The organism is Streptomyces sp. Qhu_M48 (assembly GCF_051305195.1).
Lineage (GTDB): Bacteria > Actinomycetota > Actinomycetes > Streptomycetales > Streptomycetaceae > Streptomyces.
The window spans coordinates 2,875,464-2,892,865 of the sequence record NZ_CP195432.1 but is presented as its reverse complement, the minus strand read 5'-3'; the positions used below and the strand labels follow the sequence as shown (position 1 = coordinate 2,892,865).

Below are 17,402 nucleotides of genomic sequence, written 5' to 3'. Positions count from 1 at the left end.
CCTCCCAGACCCAGCACGGGAGTCAGCACCGCACCACCAGAACGTGCCCGGTCAGTACAACCCGGACAGCCCCTCTCCCGGCCCCTCTCAGGCCTTCGGCAGGGTCGCGACAGCAGGCCATGGAGGCCGGGCGCACACGGCACACCCGAACTATGGTGTCCCACCACATACGCCCCTGACCTGCCGCTTCCTACGGTATGGCGACACCGAATCGTCCCCGTACCTGCCTGGAAGTGGTGCACATGGCCGCCGCAACACCCTCCCCCACGCCACCCAACTCCCTCAAGCGGATCGTCGCCGCCAGTCTCATCGGGACGACCATCGAGTGGTACGACTTCTTCCTGTACGGGTCCGCCGCCGCGCTCGTGTTCAACAAGTTGTTCTTTCCCGACTCCGATCCGCTGGTCGGTACCCTGCTGTCCTTCCTGACGTACGCGGTCGGGTTCGCCGCCCGGCCCCTCGGGGCGCTCGTGTTCGGGCACTACGGGGACCGGCTCGGGCGGAAGAAGCTGCTGGTGCTCAGCCTGCTGCTCATGGGTGGGGCCACGTTCGCCATCGGATTGCTGCCGACGCACGCGACCGTCGGGTCCGCCGCCCCGGTGCTGTTGACCGTGTTGCGGCTGGTGCAGGGCTTCGCCCTCGGCGGGGAGTGGGGCGGGGCCGTACTGCTCGTCTCCGAGCACGGGGACGCCAAGCGGCGCGGGTTCTGGGCCTCCTGGCCCCAGACCGGCGCGCCCGCCGGGCAGTTGCTCGCCACCGGTGTGCTGTCGGCGCTGACCGCGCTGCTGTCGGACGCGGCCTTCCTCTCCTGGGGCTGGCGCGTTCCCTTCCTGCTCTCCGGTGTGCTGGTGATCGTGGGCCTCTGGATCCGGCTCTCGGTCGACGAGTCGCCCGTCTTCAAGGCGGCCCTCGCCGCCGCCGAGGAGCGCAAGTCCGTCGCCGGGCAGGTCGAGAGGATGCCGCTGGTCGCGGTGGTGCGACACCACTGGCGGGACGTCCTGATCGCGATGGGCGCGCGCATGGCCGAGAACATCTCGTACTACGTGATCACCGCCTTCATCCTCGTGTACGCGACCACCCAGGTCGGCCTCTCCAAGCAGACCGCCCTGAACGCCGTCCTCATCGGCTCCGCCGTCCACTTCGCCGTCATCCCGCTCTGGGGGGCGCTCTCCGACCGGATCGGCCGCCGTCCCGTGTACCTGATCGGCGCGGTCGGTGTCGGTGGCTGGATGTTCCCCTTCTTCATGCTGATCGACCGGGGCACGTTCGGCTCCCTGCTGCTCGCCGTGACCGTCGGCCTGGTCCTGCACGGGGCGATGTACGCGCCGCAGGCCGCCTTCTTCTCCGAGGTGTTCGCGACGCGGATGCGCTACTCCGGTGCCTCCATCGGCGCCCAGTTCTCCTCCGTGGCCGCCGGCGCGCCCGCCCCGCTCATCGCGACCGCGCTCCTCGCCGACTACGGCAGCTCGACCCCGATCTCCCTGTACGTGATCGCCGCCGCCCTGCTGACCGTGGTCGCCATCGTCTGCGCCCGCGAGACCCGCGACCGTGACCTCGGGGACATCGAGGAGGGGACCCCGGTGGACGCCAGGGTCGGCGTCGACGCCTGAGTCTCCGACACCCGCCCACGCCGAGGCCCGTGCCCCGCTCGCGATCGAGTCGGGCACGGGCCTCGGCGTGGTTCCTACCGTCCCGAGACCGCGTCCGAGAGGCCGTGCAGGCGCAGCGCCAGTTGTATCTCCAGGGCGCGGGCGGGCGACTGCCAGTCGGGGCCGAGGAGCCGGCCGACGCGTTCCAGCCGCTGGGCCACCGTGTTGACGTGGACGTGGAGTTCGTCCTTGGTGCGGGCGGGGCTCATGCCGCTCGCGAAGTAGGCGTCCAGGGTGCGTACGAGGTCGGTGCCCCGGCGGCGGTCGTAGGCGACGACCTGGCCGACGGTGCGGTCGACGAAGCCGTCGATGTCCCGGCCGTCGGCGAGCAGCAGACCCAGGAAGCCGAGGTCCTCCGCGGCGGCGCCCTGTCCGGAGCGGTGCAGGAGCCGGAGCGCGTCGAGGCAGCGGCGGGCCTCCTCGTACGCGACGGCCACCTGGTCCGGGCGGTCGAGCGGGTCCCGTACGGGGGCGGAGGCGCCGACGGTGACCGGTTCGCGCAGGGTGCCGCCGAGGCTCCGGGCGGTCTGCCGGGCGAGCTCGGCGGCGCTCTCGCCGGGGCCGAGCGGCAGCAGCAGCACCGTGCCCCCGTCGCGCGCCGAGGCGAGTCCGTGCCGGGTGGCGGCCAGGTGGGTGGCGGCCGACCAGAGGCGCTGACGGTCGGCGCTCTCACGGCCGCCGGCGTCGGTGTCGGCCGCGCCGCCGGCCCGGTCGATGCGGGCGGCGAGCACGACGTGCGGGGCTGCGCTGTCGGTACGGAGCCGGGCCGCGCGCTCACGGAGCAGGCGGCGGTCCCGGTCGGGGGCGTCGAGGAGGTCGTCGAGGAGTTCGCCGCGCACGCGCTGCTCGGCCTCGCCCGCGGAGCGGCGGGCGAGCAGGAGCAGGGAGGTGACCAGGGCCGCCCGTTCCAGGGTGCGCTGGTCGACCGGGTCCAGGTCGGGCTGTCCGTGGAGCACGAGGGCGCCCAGGGTCTCGCCGCCCGCGGAGACGGCGGCCACCCAGTCGTCGCCCTCGCGGACCGCGTGGCCCCCGGAGCGGCGGGCGGCTCCGGCGCCCTCCTCGGTGAACTCGACGGTTCCGCCGAGGACTTCGGAGACGGCGTCGGCCACGTCGTGGACGCCGCCGCCGTGCAGGACGAGTTGGGAGAGCCGGTCGTGGACCTCGGAGGCCCGCTCGATCACGCCGCTGTGCTCGCGGATGATGTCGTTGGCGCGCTCCAGCTCGGCGAGGGCGGAGCGGGTCTCCGCGAGGAGGTTGGCCGTGTCGATGGCGACGGCGGCGTGCGCGGCGAAGGAGCAGAGCAGAGCGACCTGCTCGCGCTCGAAGACCCTGGCCCTGCGGTCGGCGGCGAAGAGGACGCCGATGACCTGGCTGCCGAGGCTGAGCGGGACGCCGAGGATGGCGACGAGGCCCTCGTCCCGTACCGCCGTGTCGATGGTCCGCGTGTGCTGGAAGCGCCCGTCGCCGAAGTAGTCGTCCGTGACGTAGGGGCGGGCTGTCTGGGCGACGAGCCCGCCGAGGCCCTCGCCCATGCCGAGCCGCACCTGCTGGAAGCGCGCGGAGACGGAACCCTCGGTGACCCGCATGTAGGTGTCGCCCGCGGCCGGGTCGTTGAGACTCAGGTAGGCCACCTCGGTGCCGAGCAGGGAGCGGGCGCGTTGGACGATGGCCCGCAGCACCGCGTCGAGGTCGCGGAGTCCCGCGAGGTCGTGGGCGGTCTCGAAGAGCGCGGACAGCTCCGCCTCGCGGCGGCGCCGTCCCTCCAGCTCGGCCCGGACCCGCAGGGCGAGCTGCTTGGCCTCTTCTAGCCCGGCCAGCTCCTCGGGGCCCGCGCCGCTCGCGCGGGCGAGCAGCACGGGGCGGTCGTAGGCCTCCGTCGCGGCTCCTCGGGCGAGGAGTTCGAGGTAGGAGACGTGTTCGTGGGACATGGACACAGGGATACCTGCCGAACGTGTGGTCGCACCACCCCTGTGGACAACCTTCCCGGGAGCGACAGGGGGCTCGCTCAGTGGGCGGTCCAGCCGCCGTCGAGGGTGAGGGAGGTGCCGGTGATGAACGAGGCCTGAGGGGTGCAGAGATAGAGGACGGCCTCGGCGACCTCCTCCGGTTCGATGAGCCGCTTGAGCGCGGAGTCCTTCAGCAGGACCTCGGTGAGGACGCGCTCCGGGGGGATGCCGTGGGCGGCCGCCTGGTCGGTGATCTGCCGTTCGACGAGCGGGGTGCGGACGTAGCCGGGGTTGACGCAGTTGGAGGTGACCCCGTGCGGGGCGCCTTCGAGGGCGGCGGTCTTGGAGAGGCCCTCCAGACCGTGTTTGGCGGCCACATACGCGGACTTGAAGGGGGAGGCGCGCAGGCCGTGGACGGAGGAGAGGTTGACGATCCGGCCCCAGCCCTGGGCGTACATGTGCGGCAGGGCGCCCCGGATGAGCCGGAAGGGCGCCTCCAGCATGACCGTGAGCACGGTGTGGAAGACGTCCGGCGGGAACTCCTCGATGGGGCGGACGAGCTGGAGTCCGGCGTTGTTGACGAGGATGTCGGCGCCGGCGGCGGCCGCCTCGGCGGCGTCGAGGTCGGTGAGGTCGAGGAGCCGGGGTTCGAGGCTCCCGGGGAGCCCCGCGGCCTCCTCGGCCAGGGTCTCCAGACCCTCGGCGGCCCGGTCGACGGCTCTGACCTCGGCCCCCGAGGCGGCGAGCCGCAGCGCGCAGGCGCGCCCGATGCCGCCGGCCGCGCCGGTGACGAGCGCGGTGCGGCCGCTGAGGTCGAGGACGACGGCACGGGGCTGGGGTGCGGCGGCGACGGAACCGGGGCCGAGTCCGGAGTCGGAACCGAGTCCGGAGTCGGGACCGGGATCCGCTGCGGCACCGAGGGCGGTGATGGGGGCGCTCATGCTCCGCACCCTATGAAGGGCCCTCTCCCCCACCGATGTGTGTCGGACCCACAGTTCAGCCGGTTGCTGTGGTGCTGAACCATGTGGGTTCGTCGGCCAGCGCCTTCTCGATCCTCAGGTATGAGAAACGCTTCATCTCCGGCAGGTCGTCCACGTCGAACCAGCCGACCTCGGTCGACTCGTCGTCGTTGACCCGGGCTTCGCCGCCCACGGCGCGGCAGCGGAAGGACACGTCCATGAACTGGCACCGGTCGCCGTTGGGGTAGACGACGGGCTTGCGGAGGGTCTCGACGAGCACGATCCGCTCGACCTCGACGTGGACGGCGGTCTCCTCGTACACCTCGCGCACCGCGCCGTCGGCGGGCTGCTCACCGGGTTCGAGGATGCCTCCGATGACCGCCCACCGTCCGTTGTCGGACCGCCGGCCGAGCAGCACCCGGCCCCGGTCGTCGAAGACGACGGCGCTCACCCCGGGCAGGAAGAGAAGCTGGTGGCCGGCCGTCTCGCGCAGGGACCGGATGAAGTCAGGGGTAGCCATGCACCCGACCCTAGATCACGTACGGATCGGGCCGGGACGGCCGGTCCTCACTCCGCCCGGGTGCGGCGGGCCCGCACCGAGCGGAGGGCCGACCAGCCGAGACCGGCGGCGGCGAGCGCCACGAGCAGGGCCTCCGGCAGGGTGCCCATCCGGGTCGCCGGCGTCAGCGAGGAGCGCAGGGGCACCTTCTCGACCAGGACGTCCGGGGTGAACATCTTCGTCCGCGAGACGATCTCGCCGTCGGGGCGGATGATCGCGCTGACCCCGCTGGTGACGGGCACGACCACCGAGCGGCTGTGCTCGACGGCCCGCACCCGGGACATCGCGAGCTGCTGGTAGGTCATCTCGGTGCGGCCGAAGGTGGCGTTGTTGCTGGGAACGCTGATCAGCTGGGCGCCGTGCGTGACGGTGTCGCGGACGGCCCAGTCGAAGGCCGCCTCGTAGCAGGTGGCGAGGCCCACCTTCGTACCGGCCAGGTCGAAGACGCCGACCTTCGTGCCGGCGCCGAAGTCGCGGCTCACCCGGTCGACGTTGCTGTTGAAGACGCGGACCAGGGGCCGCATCGGGATGTACTCGCCGAAGGGCTGGACGTGCCGCTTGTCGTAGGTGGCGACCGGGCCGCGCTCCGGGTCCCATTCGATGAGGGTGTTGCGGAGCTTGCCGGTCTCGGGGGCGACGACCGCGCCGATCACGGTGGGGACGCCGATCGCCCGGACGGCGCCGTCGATGACGTCGGCCGCGTCGGCGTTGGCGTACGGGTCGATGTCGGAGGAGTTCTCGGGCCACAGCACGAAGTCGGGCCGGGGCGCGCGGCCCGCCTCGACGTCCTGGGCGAGTTCGTGGGTGCGGGCGACGTGGTTGTCGAGGACGGCCCGGCGCTGGGCGTTGAAGTCGAGGCCGAGGCGCGGCACGTTGCCCTGGACGGCGGCGACGGTGGCGGTGCCGTCCTCGGCCGAGTCGTCGACGAGGGGCAGCGCCGCGAGGGCTCCGGTGACCGGGACGAGCACGGAGAGCGCGGCGACGGCGAGGGGGCCACGCGGGACGGTGCCGGTCGCGCGGTGGGCCCGGACCTGCCGGCAGGTCTCGTAGAGGCCGAAGCCGCAGAGGGCGACGGCGAAGCCGAGGACCGGGGTTCCACCGACGGCGGCGAGGGGCAGGAAGACGCCGTCCGCCTGTCCGAAGGCGATCTTGCCCCAGGGGAAGCCGCCGAAGGGCACGCGCGCGCGTGCCGCTTCCGCGAGGATCCACACCCCCGCTGCGAAGACCGGCCACCACGGCAGTCGGGAGACGGCGGCGATGCCGAGGCCCGCGGCGGCCACGAAGAGGGCTTCGAGGGCGGCGAGGGCGAGCCAGGGCACGGGGCCGACCTCCTCGCCGGTCCAGATGAGGAGCGGCAGCAGGAAGCCGAGCCCGGCGAGGTGTCCGAGGCCGAACCCGGAGCGGAGGCGGCGGCCCCGCAGGGTCCAGCCCAGCAGGGCGAACGCGGGCAGCGCGAGCCACCACAGCGGGCGCGGCGGGAAGCTCAGGTAGAGCAGGAACCCGGACAGCAGGGCCGCCCCGGGTCGCACGAACCGCGGCAGCCGGGAGACCGGCTCGGGCGCGGGGTCGGTGCCGGACGCGTCGACGGGGGTGATGGTGGCGCTCACCTTGCGGAGTCTACGGGTCGTTCCTGTCGAGGGGCCGGGCGGTGGGGCCGGGCGCGGGCCCGGGTGATCTGCGCCGATTCCCGCGCCCGGGCGGAGTGCGTCGTCCTCGGCGGTCAGACGCCGGTGGGCGTGGGCGGTCCCGGCGGGGCGGGGTGGCGGAGGTGGTCGCGGATGACGCGGACGGCGGATTCGGCGTCGTCGACGGTGACGGTGAACGTCCGCCCGTCGCCCAGCCGCAGGATCAGGCCCTCGCCCCGCCGCACGACCACGGCCGTGCCCCTCTCGGGGCGCCAGCGGTAGCCCCAGCCGCCCCAGTGGCGCGGGGTGACGCTCGGTTCGAAGTCGGCGCCGACGACGTGCGAGAGGAGGATGCGGCGGCGCGGCACGCCGATGTGGCCGCAGCGGACCTCCATGGCGCGGTCGTCCACCCGCACGGCCACGTGGACGAAGGCGAGCGTGCCGAAGAGGACGAGCACTCCGGCGGCGACGCAGCCGACGACGGCCATCAGGAGGGGTGCGATCCCGGAGGTCCAGGCCGACACGACGGCGAGCGTGATGCCGAGGCCCACGCAGGCGGCGCCGGCGAGTGCGGCGACCCACTGGAAACGGTTGGTGGCGCGGCCGGTCCAGACGGCGGGCGTCCGCTCGTCGGGGTGGTCGTCCGGGTCGTACTCCCTCATATCGGGAAGCGTACCCAGGATCCCCGGGGACAGCGCGGCGGAGCGGGGTCATCCGCTCACGCTCGGTGAGCGGGCGCGGGTTCAGGTCACCTCCGGTGGGCCCGGGCCCAGGAAAGGGGTCCGCTCAGTGGGCGGCCGCAGCCGCGTCGAGGAGGCGGCCTTCGGCGTAGCCGAGGGCGGTGGCGGGGAGGGGGCCGGGGCGTCCGCTGAGCAGGACGGAGATGTTCCCGGTGGGGTCCGCGTCGGGGGCGGGCTCGGCGCCGACGCGGCGCAGGGCCTGCGCGGCGACGGCGTCGGCGGAGCCGTGGAAGACGAGCGGGGGCAGTCCCGCGCGGCCGCGGGCTTCGAGAGCGGCGAGGATGCGGCCCTCGACCAGTTCGTAGTGGGTGCAGCCTAGGACGACGGCGCGGACGTCCCGGGGGGTGAGCGCGGCGGCGGCGGCGACGGCGCGGTCCACGGCCTCCGGGTCGGCGTGCTCCACGGCGTCGGCCAGCCCCGGGCAGGGCACCTCGGTGACCTCGGCGCCGTCGGCGAAGTCGCGGATGAGTCCGCGCTGGTAGGCGCTGCCGGTGGTGGCCGGGGTGGCCCAGATGGCGACCTTGCCGCCGGCCGCGGCGGCGGGCTTGATCGCGGGCACGGTGCCGATGACGGCGATGTCCGGTTCGAGGGCGGCGCGCAGGGCCGGGAGGGCGTGCACGGTGGCCGTGTTGCAGGCCACGATCAGTGCCTGGGGGCGGTGCTCGGCGGCGGCGAGCGCGACGGCCAGGGCGCGCCCCGTGAGGTCCTCGGGGGTGCGCGGGCCCCACGGCATGCCGTCGGGGTCGTTGGAGAGGAGCAGATCCGCGTCCGGCCGGAGCCGCCGCACCGCGGCCGCCGCCGGGAGGAGGCCGATTCCGGAGTCCATGAGCGCGATCTTCACCCGGTCACCCTAGCCGATGGGCCTTGCATCCCCCGCGATCTGGGGCAGACTGCCGCGAATGAGCACTCTCGCCTGGTTCGCGCTCGTCTCCCTGTCCGTCTGGGTCTGGCTGCTGCTGGGCCAGGGGTTCTTCTGGCGTACGGACCAGCGTCTGCCGCCGGTCGACGGTGGGCACGCGCGCGGGGACCGGCCCGGCCGGGGCGGCCCGTGGCCGCGGGTGGTTCTCGTCGTGCCGGCGCGGGACGAGGCGGAGGTGCTGCCGCTGAGCCTGCCGTCGCTGCTCGCGCAGGACTACCCGGGCGTCGCCGAGGTGATCCTCGTGGACGACGGCAGTACGGACGGCACGGGGAAGCTCGCCGCCGAGCTGGCCGACGGGTGCGGCGGCCTGCCGCTGACCGTGGTGTCGCCGGGTGAGCCGGGGCCGGGCTGGACGGGGAAGCTGTGGGCGCTGCGGCACGGCATGGCGCTGGCACGCGCGCGTGGACCCGAGTTCCTGCTCCTGACGGACGCGGACATCGCCCACGAGCCGGACAGCCTCCGCCTCCTGGTGTCGGCGGCGGTCGGGAACGATCTGGACCTGGTGTCGCAGATGGCCCGGCTCCGGGTGGCGAGCCCGTGGGAGCGGCTGGTCGTGCCGGCGTTCGTCTACTTCTTCGCGCAGCTCTATCCCTTCCGCTGGATCAACCGGGCGCGGCCGCTGGCGACGGCCGCCGCGGGCGGCTGCGTGCTGCTGCGGACGGAGACGGCGGTGGCGGCGGACGTGCCCGAGGCGATCCGGCAGGCGGTGATCGACGACGTGTCGATGGCGCGGGCGGTGCGGCGGGCCGGCGGGCGGATCTGGCTGGGGCTGGCGGAGCGGGTCGACAGCGTGCGCCCTTATCCGGGGCTCGGCGAGCTGTGGCGGATGGTGGCCCGCAGCGCCTACGCGCAGCTGCGGCACAACCCGCTGCTGCTGGCGGGGACGGTGGCGGGCCTGGTGCTCGTCTATCTGGTACCGCCGGTGTGCCTGGTGGCGGGCGTGGTGGGCGGGGACGCCGTGGCGGCCTGGGCGGGGGGTGCGGCCTGGGTGGTGATGGCGGGGACGTACGTGCCGATGCTCCGCTACTACCGGCAGCCGCTGTGGCTCGCCCCGCTGCTGCCCTTCACCGCGTTCCTCTATCTCCTGATGACGGTGGATTCGGCGGTACGCCACTACCGGGGGGTCGGTGCGGCGTGGAAGGGCCGGACGTACGCGCGTCCGGAGGCGGCGCCGGACCGGTGACCGTGGTGGCCTTCTGGTGACCGTGGTGGCGCACCCGTGACCGTCGGCGCCGGACCGGTGACGGTGGTGGCCCTCCGGTGACCGTGGTGGCGCCCGGGGCGAGCGTGCCGCCCTTCTTCACGGAAATGGTTTTCCCGACACGGGGAGTAGCGCCGTCAATTCGGCGTGTACACATCGCCCGGGGCAGCCTCGGATTGACACTTTAAGCATGCCCATGATCACTTCCCCCGCCCGTTCTCGGCACCTTTTCTTTATGTGTTCTTCATGCCCGGGGCACCGAGCCGGCCCCGGGGCGACGGACCCGCCGGTAACCCCCTCCGAACTCGGCTTTTACACGATCTTGGCGCGTTCCGCCGCCCGTTTTTGGCACGTTCGCTCGGATTGGGGATCCGCTTCTTCACGAAGCCCGTCAAACAACCCTCTAATCAGGCTCCCCAACCAGCACATCGTGGGCTTAACTTATGTGCCATGACCTCCCCCCGCTCCACCTATGGAGGCGGTTACCACACCGCGCCGTCCTTCCCGGACACCCCGATCTACGACTCCCTGGTCGCGGAGCGGGGCACGCCTCAGATCGCCCCGATCCGAGTGCCCGCCGCCTACGACACCGGCAGCAGCTTCCCCTCGAGCGGCTCCTACCTGCCGGCGCTTCCCGCGGCACTGCCCGCCCTCCCGGCGGCGCCCAGCCCGCAGCCCTCCTACGGCAACGGCTACGGATACCCGCAGCCCACGCCGCAGATGGCCCCCGTGCCCCTGCAGCACGCCCCCGCCCCGTACATCCCGCAGCAGCAGGTGGCCCCGCGCGGCTACCAGGGCGGCCAGTACCCGCAGCAGGCGCGCCCCGCGCCCGCGGGGTACGAGGCGATGCGTCCGGCGGCACCCCGGCCCGCCCCCGCGCCCATGCAGTACGAGGACCCGTACAACCGTCCCTACCAGGGCGGGGGTTACTGACAGGCCCTCACCACCGGCGGCGTCGGGGCCGGAGCGGCTGGCAGGATGACCCCATGGCGACTCCCGTTCTCCGCTCCGTCCACGTCCATCCGGTGAAGGCCATGCGCGCGCTGGCCCTCGCGGAGGCCGAGGTCCAGCCCTGGGGGCTGGCCGGGGACCGCCGCTGGGCGGTCGTCGACGCGGCGGACAAGGTCGTGACCCAGCGCCGTCACCCCCGGATGGCGCTGGCCACGGCCGAGCCGCTGGCGGGCGGCGGGATCACCCTGTCCGCGCCCGGCCACCCGCCGCTGACCGTCGAGGTGCCGCACCCCTCGGCCACGGTCACGGTGGAGATCTTCGACAAGCCGGTGGAGGTCGTGCCGGCCGACCGCGCGGCGGCCGGCTGGCTCTCGGCGTACCTGGAGGGCGATTTCCGGCTCGTCCACATGGACGCGCCCGAACACCGGCGCCCCGTCGACCCGGCGTACGCGCGGCCCGGTGAGACCGTCAGCCTCGCGGACGGCTATCCGCTCCTCGTCGCCACCTCGTCCTCGCTCGACGCCCTCAACTCCCTCATCGCGCAGGGGGACCACGCCGACGAAGGCCCCCTTCCCATGAACCGCTTCCGGCCGAACCTGGTGATAGAGGGGAGTTCCCCCTGGGCGGAGGACGGCTGGACGCGGCTGGCCGTCGGGGAGGTCACCTTCCGTGTCGCCCGGCCCTGCGGGCGCTGCGTGGTCACCACGACGGACCAGTTCACCGCCGCGCGCGGCAAGGAGCCGCTGCGCACCCTCGCCCGGCACCGCAAGAGCGACGGCCGGGTCGTCTTCGGCCAGAACCTCGTCCCCGAGCACACGGGCACGGTCCGGGTCGGCGACGCGGTGAAGATCCTCGACTGACCCGTGGCCGACCCGGGCCCGCCCGGCACCCGCACCCGCACCCGCACCCGCACCCGCACCCGCACCCGCACCGGGACATGGCCGACGGGACCCCCGTCACACTTCACCGGCCCGACGGGCGCGGAACACTCCCCCGGGGCAGACTCGTCGGAGGAACGGCGGTGGACGACGAGGGGGTTCCGACGTGCGCGCAGCCATCGGCCTCTGGCGCTGGCGGCACAACTCGCTGCGACGGACCACCGATCTCGTCGAGGCCTGGGTCGCGTTCACGGCACTCGTCCTGCTCTGCGTCGTGGTGCCCCTGACCGGCTGGGCGGCCGGCGCCTCCGCCCACGGCTCGCTCCAGCGCGCGGTCCGCGCCCAGCAGGAACAGCGGGTGCCGGCCACCGCCCGGGTGCTCCGCCCGGCCGACCGGCCCCCGAGCGGCGCGCGGACCGCCGACGCGGCCGGGGAGGAGCGGCTCCGCCGCCCGGTGGTGGCCGAGTGGACCGCACCGGACGGCACGGCCCGGACGGGAACGGTGACGACGGCCCGGCGGAACTCCGCGCCCGGCGCCACCTTCCCGCTCTGGACGGACCGGGACGGTCATCCGGTGACGGCTCCGATGCACGCGGACACCGCCCGCGCGCATGCGGTCATCGCCGGTCTGACGGCCGCACTCCTCGCGGGCCTCCTGGTGGAGACCGTCCGCCGCCTCGCCGTACGCCGGGTGGTGCTCCTGAGGTACGCGCGCCTCGACCGCGCGTGGGCGGCGACCGGGCCGGACTGGGGCCGCACGGGCACCGGGAGCTGACGGGGCGGGAGGGCCTCGCGGGGGCTCCCGCGGAATCGTCTGCCGCGCGATCGAGCCCGACCGACATCGACCACCCGCGACCGTCCCCTGACCGCGTGTGACCCGCGCGGACGCCCACCCCGTGCCCGCACGCCCGCGGCCCCGCGACCCGTCAACCCGTCGGCCCCGCGCGCGCTACGGTGGGGCATCGGATCAGCGGCGAGGCATGAGGCGGGGGCAGGACACACCCATGGCACAGGGCACGGTCCAGGTGACGCACACCGGCACATCGCGTTGGCGGCGCCGCACGGGTGAGTACCCCTCGCTTGCCGCCGCCCTGGAGGCCGCCGGGGACGGGGACGTGCTCACCGTCGCCCCGGGCACCTACCGGGAGAACCTCGTGGTGCGGCGTGCCGTCACCCTGCGCGGCCCCGAGGGCGCGATCGGCTCGGTGCGGATCGCGCCGCCGGACGGAGTGCCGCTGACGCTGCGCGCCTCCGTCACCGTCCAGGACCTCCACATCGAGGGGCAGGACGTCGCCGCCCCGGCGCTGCTCATCGAGGACGGCACCCCCGAACTCCTCGACCTGCGGATCATGACCCGCTCCGCCGCCGGGATAGAGGTGCGGGGCGCGGCCCGGCCGACGGTCCGCCGCTGCACGGTCGACAACCCGGCCGGGATCGGCATCGCCGTACTCGACGGCGCGGGCGGCGTGTTCGAGGAGTGCGAGGTGGTGTCCGCCGGACAGGCGGGGATCTCGGTGCGGGGCGGTGCGCATCCGCGTCTGGAGCGCTGCCGGGTGCACCACGCCTCGGGCGCCGGGATCGCCGTGACCGGCGAGGGCAGCGGCCTGGAGGGCGTCGGCTGCGAGGTGTACGAGATCAAGGGCTCCGGTCTCCAGATCGCGGCCCGCGCCACGGCCCATCTCACCGACTCCTCGGTGCACCGGACCTCGGCCGACGGCATCACCCTCGACACGGACGCGGTGCTCACCCTCTCGGACTGCGACATCCACGACGTCCCGGAGAACGCCGTCGACCTGCGCTCCCGCTCGGTCCTGACCCTGACGCGGTCGACCGTCCGCCGCTTCGGCCGCAACGGCCTCTCCGTGTGGGACCCGGGGACCCGGGTGGACGCCAACCAGTGCGAGATCCACGACAGTACGGGCGACTACCCGGCGGTGTGGGTGAGCGACGGGGCGACCGCCGTTCTCGACTCCTGCCGGGTGCACGACGTACCGGACGCGCTGTTCGTCCTCGACCGGGGATCGCGGGTGGACGTCGTCGACAGCGATCTCTCGCAGGTGCGGAACACCGCGGTCTCGGTGAGCGACGGGGCGACCGCCCAGCTCGACGACTGCCGGATCCGGGAGGCCTCCACGGGCGCCTGGTTCCGGGACCACGGCAGCGGCGGCACCCTCGGCGGCTGCACGATCGACTCCGTACAGACCGGGGTCATCGTCACGAAGGGCGCCGACCCCACGATCGACCGGTGCACGGTCACCTCGCCCGCCGAGGCCGGCTTCTACGTGTCGGCGGAGGGGCGCGGCTCCTTCACCGGCTGCCGGGTCACGGGCAGCGGCGGGTACGGCTTCCACGTCACCGACGGCTGCCGGACCACCCTGCGCAAGTGCCGTACGGAGCGCTGCGCGCGCGGCGGTTACGAGTTCCCGGAGGAGGGCGCGAGCGCGGAGGACTGCACCAGCGACGAGAGCGCGGTCCGCTCCTCCGTACCCGACGGCGGGACCGTCCTGACGGCCACCCAGACGGCGGGGCTGCTCGGCGCGGTGCCCGTTCCGCGTACCACTCCGGTCGCGGCCGTCCCGGTCGAACCGGAGCCGGTGCCGTCCGCCCGCTCCTCGCAGGACGTGCTCGGGGAGCTCGACGCCCTCGTGGGCCTGGAGAGCGTCAAACTGGAGGTGCGGACCCTCACCAACATGATCGAGGTGGGGCGCAGACGCCAGGAGGCGGGGCTCAAGGCGGCCTCGGTCCGCCGCCACCTGGTCTTCACGGGCAACCCGGGCACGGGAAAGACGACGGTGGCCCGGCTGTACGGCGAGATCCTGGCCTCCCTCGGCGTCCTGGAGCGCGGACACCTGGTCGAGGTGTCCCGGGTGGACCTGGTGGGCGAGCACATCGGCTCGACGGCGATCCGGACCCAGGAGGCCTTCGACCGAGCGCGCGGCGGGGTGCTGTTCGTCGACGAGGCCTACGCGCTCTCGCCCGAGGACTCGGGCCGGGACTTCGGCCGCGAGGCCATCGACACGCTGGTGAAGCTGATGGAGGACCACCGGGACGCGGTGGTGGTCATCGTCGCCGGGTACACGGCGGAGATGGAGCGCTTCCTCACCGTCAACCCCGGTGTGGCGTCCCGTTTCTCCCGGACCATCACCTTCGGCGACTACGAGCCGGACGAGCTGCTCCGGATCGTCGGCCAGCAGACGGACGAGCACGAGTACCGGCTCGCCCCGGGCACCGACGAGGCGCTCCTCACGTACTTCACGAAGCTGCCGAAGGGCCCGGCCTTCGGCAACGGCCGTACGGCGCGCCAGACGTTCGAGTCGATGGTGGAGCGGCACGCGGGCCGGGTCGCCGCGCTCACCGAGGCGAGCACGGACGAACTGACCCTGCTCTATCCGGAGGATCTCCCCGAACTGCCCTGACCGATCTGTGTGTCCGGCTCGCGCTGGTGCGGCAGGGCGGGCGGGAGCCGGTCGAGGAGATCGGTGCGCCGCTCGGCGAACGCCGGGTCGGCCTGGTAGTCGGAGTGGCCCAGGATCGGTTCGGGCAGCGGGTGCCGGCGGGTGCGGCCGTAGACGACCGGGTCGAGCAGGACCGCCGCGTCGACGGTCGGCCGGCCGCCCTCGGCGGGGACCCTGACGGGCCCGCCGATGGGGTCGGTGGCGCGGTACAGATTGCTCCAGCAGTGCACCGTACGGTTCAGGCCGCGCAGCGCCTCGGGGCCGAAGTAGGCGGGGAACCAGCGCCCGTAGAGCCGCTCCAGGGGTGAGCCGTACGTGAGGAGCGCGACCCGGCCCCGGGTGGCGGGCGGCAGCTGCCAGACGGCGGCCGCGGCGAGGACGCTGCCCTGGGAGTGACCGGAGATGACGAGCCGGCCGCCGGTGCTCCGCGTCCAGGAGCTCATCCGCCAGGTCAGGTCGGGGACGGCCCGCTCGGCGTAGCAGGGCGGGGCGAAGGGGTGGGCGGCGCGGGGCCAGAACGTGCCGACGTCCCAGAGGATGCCGATGGTGCGGCGGGCCGAGGCGTCCTTGTAGGCGCGGCGGCCCCAGGTGACGAAGAGCAGGAAGCCGAAGCCGATCATCCAGGAGCCGACGGCCTGGGTGACGGAGGCCAGGGAGGCGACCGCCGGGTGGGCCCCGTCGAAGGCCCGGCCGGGGACGTTGCCGCTGGCCCAGGCGCCCGCGACGGAGGCGGCTCCGAGGAGCAGGGTGGCGCCGGAGACGACGCCGACGAGGACGGGCGCCGAGTCGGTGAGCGAGGCCCGTGCCCGGCCCGTCGCGATCTGCCCGGTGCGGACCGGGTCGCGTTCGTCGGCGGCGTCGTAGTCGGCCTCGACCTGGGGGCGCAGGCGCTCGGCGGCGAGCACCGTGCGGACGGCGAGGAGGACGGCGGGCGCGAGCAGCAGCAGGAGCAGGACGGGGATGACGGAGGCCTGCCAGCTGAGCAGCACGGGAGGAGCTATCCGGGGGCCCGCGTCGCCCATGCCGGGGGTGGCGGGTCCGTCGAGCCAGTCGGCGACGCGCTGGGCCACTCCCCCGGACATGACTCCGGCGAGGGCGCAGGCGAGCATGGCGACGGCCGGTCCGCCGAGGCCGCGCAGCGCGGTACGCGGGTCCCTGCGGGGCCGTTGGAGGAGCAGGGCGACGGCGCCGAGGGCGACGACGAGGCCGCCCTGGACCAGGGTGAGGGCGCCGAACACGGCGTCGCCGGGGAGGGACCCGCCGGATTCCCAGCCGGGGCGGGACCAGCCGGCGTACAGGGCGGTGAGGGCGAGCAGGGCGAGGGAGAGGCCGGGGAGCCGGGAGACGAGGGCGCGTTCGACGCGCAGGTCGAGACGGCGCTCGCTGCGGCCCCGGCGGCAGACCACCGAGAGGACGAGGACGGCCAGCGCGGCGACGGCGGCCTGGAGGGCCCGGCCGAGGACGGCCCCGGCTCCCGGGACGGTGGCGTCGTACCGGGCGGTGGCCGTGGCGAGGGCGGCGGCGACGGTGAGGAAACCCGCCGCGGTGTGGGCCGCTCTGAGGCGGGCGACGAGGCGGCGGCCGTACCAGAAGCCGGGGCGGCCGAGGGCGGGCCGCGGCTCGACGGGACCGGGGGCGCGCTCCCCGTGGTCGGCCGGCTCCGTGTCGGCCTGGAGCCGGGGACCGGTCCCGAGTCCTCGGGCGGTCCCTCGGTCGACACGGAGGGACGGTGGGGCGTCGAGGCCCGGGGCGGCGCCGAGGTCCGGGGCGGCGCCGAGGTCCGGGTGGGGCCGGTGCCCCGGAGCCGGCCGGGGCTCCTCCACCGGGTCGTCGTAGCCGGTGGGCGGGCGCTGCGCCTCGTACGCGCTCCAGGTCCGGTTCGACAGGTACCAGAGGAGGCCGACGAGGAGGGCCGGAACCAGGGCCGCCAGGGCGAGCCGGCGGCCGGGCAGGGACCACCAGCCACCGCGCCCGGCGGAGAGGAAGCCGAGCCAGGAGTGGTCGTCGGCGCAGCCGGTGCTCGCGGCGCACTGCCAGGCCGTCAGGTCGAGCGCGACCTCGCACGCGGCGGCGGTGAGGAGCACGGTGAGGGTGAGGGCGACGAGCCGGACGAGGACTCCGTACAGCCGGGCCAGCCCCGGCCGGCCCTGGGAGGGCGGGCGCATCCAGTGCGCCAGGTTGGCGACCATGAAGGGCAGGAGCAGCAGCCACAGGGCGCGGGCGCCGTCCCCGGAGGTGAGGTTGGACCAGCAGTACGCCTCCCGCACCGGGCCGGCCGCGTACCGCTCGGGGTGGTCCTCGGCGTCGAGGTCCTCGGCGCGCCGGTGCATGGCGGCGGTCCGGTCGCCGGTGATCCGTACGGTCCTGGGGTCGTCGAGCATGGACTGGGGGGTGGCTCCGCCGACTCCGTGGACGAGGAGTTCGAGCGCCGCGCCCCCGCCCTTGGGGGCGGGTGTGGCAGGGGACACTGAGGGGACTTCCTCTCAGGGTGGGAAGATGCGACGTCGGCACCAGGATCGC

At 74.3% G+C, this 17,402-nt stretch carries 13 protein-coding genes; 6 read left to right on the top strand and 7 right to left on the bottom strand.

Going from position 1 to position 17,402, the window contains the following annotated elements; all coding sequences use genetic code 11:
- Positions 1–242: 242 nt before the first annotated feature.
- Complete coding sequence (locus ACRRSS_RS13435) at positions 243–1,610, top strand: MFS transporter (protein WP_435971426.1); 1,368 nt, start codon at positions 243–245, stop codon at positions 1,608–1,610.
- Positions 1,611–1,684: 74 nt separating this feature from the next.
- Here ACRRSS_RS13435 and ACRRSS_RS13430 read toward each other — a convergent pair whose 3' ends face one another.
- From ACRRSS_RS13430 to ACRRSS_RS13405, 6 genes are all read right to left on the bottom strand, one after another.
- On the bottom strand, positions 1,685–3,577 hold the full coding sequence (locus ACRRSS_RS13430; RefSeq protein ID WP_435971425.1) for a helix-turn-helix domain-containing protein: 1,893 nt from the start codon (positions 3,575–3,577) through the stop codon (positions 1,685–1,687).
- Between the two features lie 77 nt (positions 3,578–3,654).
- The gene (locus tag ACRRSS_RS13425; protein WP_435971424.1) at positions 3,655–4,536 is read right to left on the bottom strand and encodes a 3-hydroxybutyrate dehydrogenase; all 882 of its coding nucleotides are present in this window, start codon (positions 4,534–4,536) and stop codon (positions 3,655–3,657) included.
- A 55-nt stretch (positions 4,537–4,591) separates the two neighbouring features.
- A complete protein-coding gene (locus tag ACRRSS_RS13420; protein ID WP_435971423.1) occupies positions 4,592–5,074 on the bottom strand; it encodes an NUDIX hydrolase in 483 nt (160 codons plus the stop codon).
- A gap of 47 nt (positions 5,075–5,121) precedes the next feature.
- The gene (lnt, locus tag ACRRSS_RS13415; protein ID WP_435971422.1) at positions 5,122–6,720 is read right to left on the bottom strand and encodes an apolipoprotein N-acyltransferase; all 1,599 of its coding nucleotides are present in this window, start codon (positions 6,718–6,720) and stop codon (positions 5,122–5,124) included.
- 113 nt (positions 6,721–6,833) lie between these two features.
- Positions 6,834–7,400, bottom strand: a complete 567-nt coding sequence (locus ACRRSS_RS13410) for a hypothetical protein (RefSeq protein WP_435971421.1) — start codon at positions 7,398–7,400, stop codon at positions 6,834–6,836.
- 124 nt (positions 7,401–7,524) lie between these two features.
- A complete protein-coding gene (locus tag ACRRSS_RS13405; protein ID WP_435971420.1) occupies positions 7,525–8,319 on the bottom strand; it encodes a glutamate racemase in 795 nt (264 codons plus the stop codon).
- Positions 8,320–8,377: 58 nt separating this feature from the next.
- On the opposite strand from ACRRSS_RS13405, the gene ACRRSS_RS13400 reads away from it, so the two are divergent.
- The 5 genes from ACRRSS_RS13400 to ACRRSS_RS13380 all read left to right on the top strand — a co-directional run bounded on the left by ACRRSS_RS13400 (position 8,378) and on the right by ACRRSS_RS13380 (position 14,843).
- Positions 8,378–9,580, top strand: coding sequence for a glycosyltransferase (locus ACRRSS_RS13400; RefSeq protein ID WP_435971419.1), 1,203 nt, complete (start codon positions 8,378–8,380; stop codon positions 9,578–9,580).
- A gap of 468 nt (positions 9,581–10,048) precedes the next feature.
- Complete coding sequence (locus ACRRSS_RS13395) at positions 10,049–10,531, top strand: DUF6643 family protein (protein ID WP_351897628.1); 483 nt, start codon at positions 10,049–10,051, stop codon at positions 10,529–10,531.
- 53 nt (positions 10,532–10,584) lie between these two features.
- Positions 10,585–11,409, top strand: a complete 825-nt coding sequence (locus tag ACRRSS_RS13390) for an MOSC domain-containing protein (protein WP_435971418.1) — start codon at positions 10,585–10,587, stop codon at positions 11,407–11,409.
- A gap of 184 nt (positions 11,410–11,593) precedes the next feature.
- Positions 11,594–12,202: an Rv1733c family protein gene (locus ACRRSS_RS13385; protein ID WP_435971417.1), complete on the top strand. Its 609-nt coding sequence runs from the start codon at positions 11,594–11,596 to the stop codon at positions 12,200–12,202.
- Between the two features lie 229 nt (positions 12,203–12,431).
- Positions 12,432–14,843 carry a right-handed parallel beta-helix repeat-containing protein gene (locus ACRRSS_RS13380; protein WP_435971416.1) on the top strand — a complete coding sequence of 804 codons (2,412 nt, stop codon included), beginning with the start codon at positions 12,432–12,434 and terminating at the stop codon, positions 14,841–14,843.
- Here ACRRSS_RS13380 and ACRRSS_RS13375 read toward each other — a convergent pair.
- On the bottom strand, positions 14,813–17,350 hold the full coding sequence (locus ACRRSS_RS13375) for a hypothetical protein (protein WP_435971415.1): 2,538 nt from the start codon (positions 17,348–17,350) through the stop codon (positions 14,813–14,815). The genes ACRRSS_RS13380 and ACRRSS_RS13375 overlap by 31 nt on opposite strands.
- Between the last annotated feature and the right edge of the window lie 52 nt (positions 17,351–17,402).

Coding starts and splice junctions, on each gene's coding strand:
- ACRRSS_RS13435 (WP_435971426.1), top strand. CDS start 243: ATGGCCGCCGCAACACCCTCCCCCACGCCACCCAACTCCCTCAAGCGG.
- ACRRSS_RS13430 (WP_435971425.1), bottom strand. CDS start 3,577: ATGTCCCACGAACACGTCTCCTACCTCGAACTCCTCGCCCGAGGAGCC.
- ACRRSS_RS13425 (WP_435971424.1), bottom strand. CDS start 4,536: ATGAGCGCCCCCATCACCGCCCTCGGTGCCGCAGCGGATCCCGGTCCC.
- ACRRSS_RS13420 (WP_435971423.1), bottom strand. CDS start 5,074: ATGGCTACCCCTGACTTCATCCGGTCCCTGCGCGAGACGGCCGGCCAC.
- ACRRSS_RS13410 (WP_435971421.1), bottom strand. CDS start 7,400: ATGAGGGAGTACGACCCGGACGACCACCCCGACGAGCGGACGCCCGCC.
- ACRRSS_RS13400 (WP_435971419.1), top strand. CDS start 8,378: ATGAGCACTCTCGCCTGGTTCGCGCTCGTCTCCCTGTCCGTCTGGGTC.
- ACRRSS_RS13395 (WP_351897628.1), top strand. CDS start 10,049: ATGACCTCCCCCCGCTCCACCTATGGAGGCGGTTACCACACCGCGCCG.
- ACRRSS_RS13390 (WP_435971418.1), top strand. CDS start 10,585: ATGGCGACTCCCGTTCTCCGCTCCGTCCACGTCCATCCGGTGAAGGCC.
- ACRRSS_RS13380 (WP_435971416.1), top strand. CDS start 12,432: ATGGCACAGGGCACGGTCCAGGTGACGCACACCGGCACATCGCGTTGG.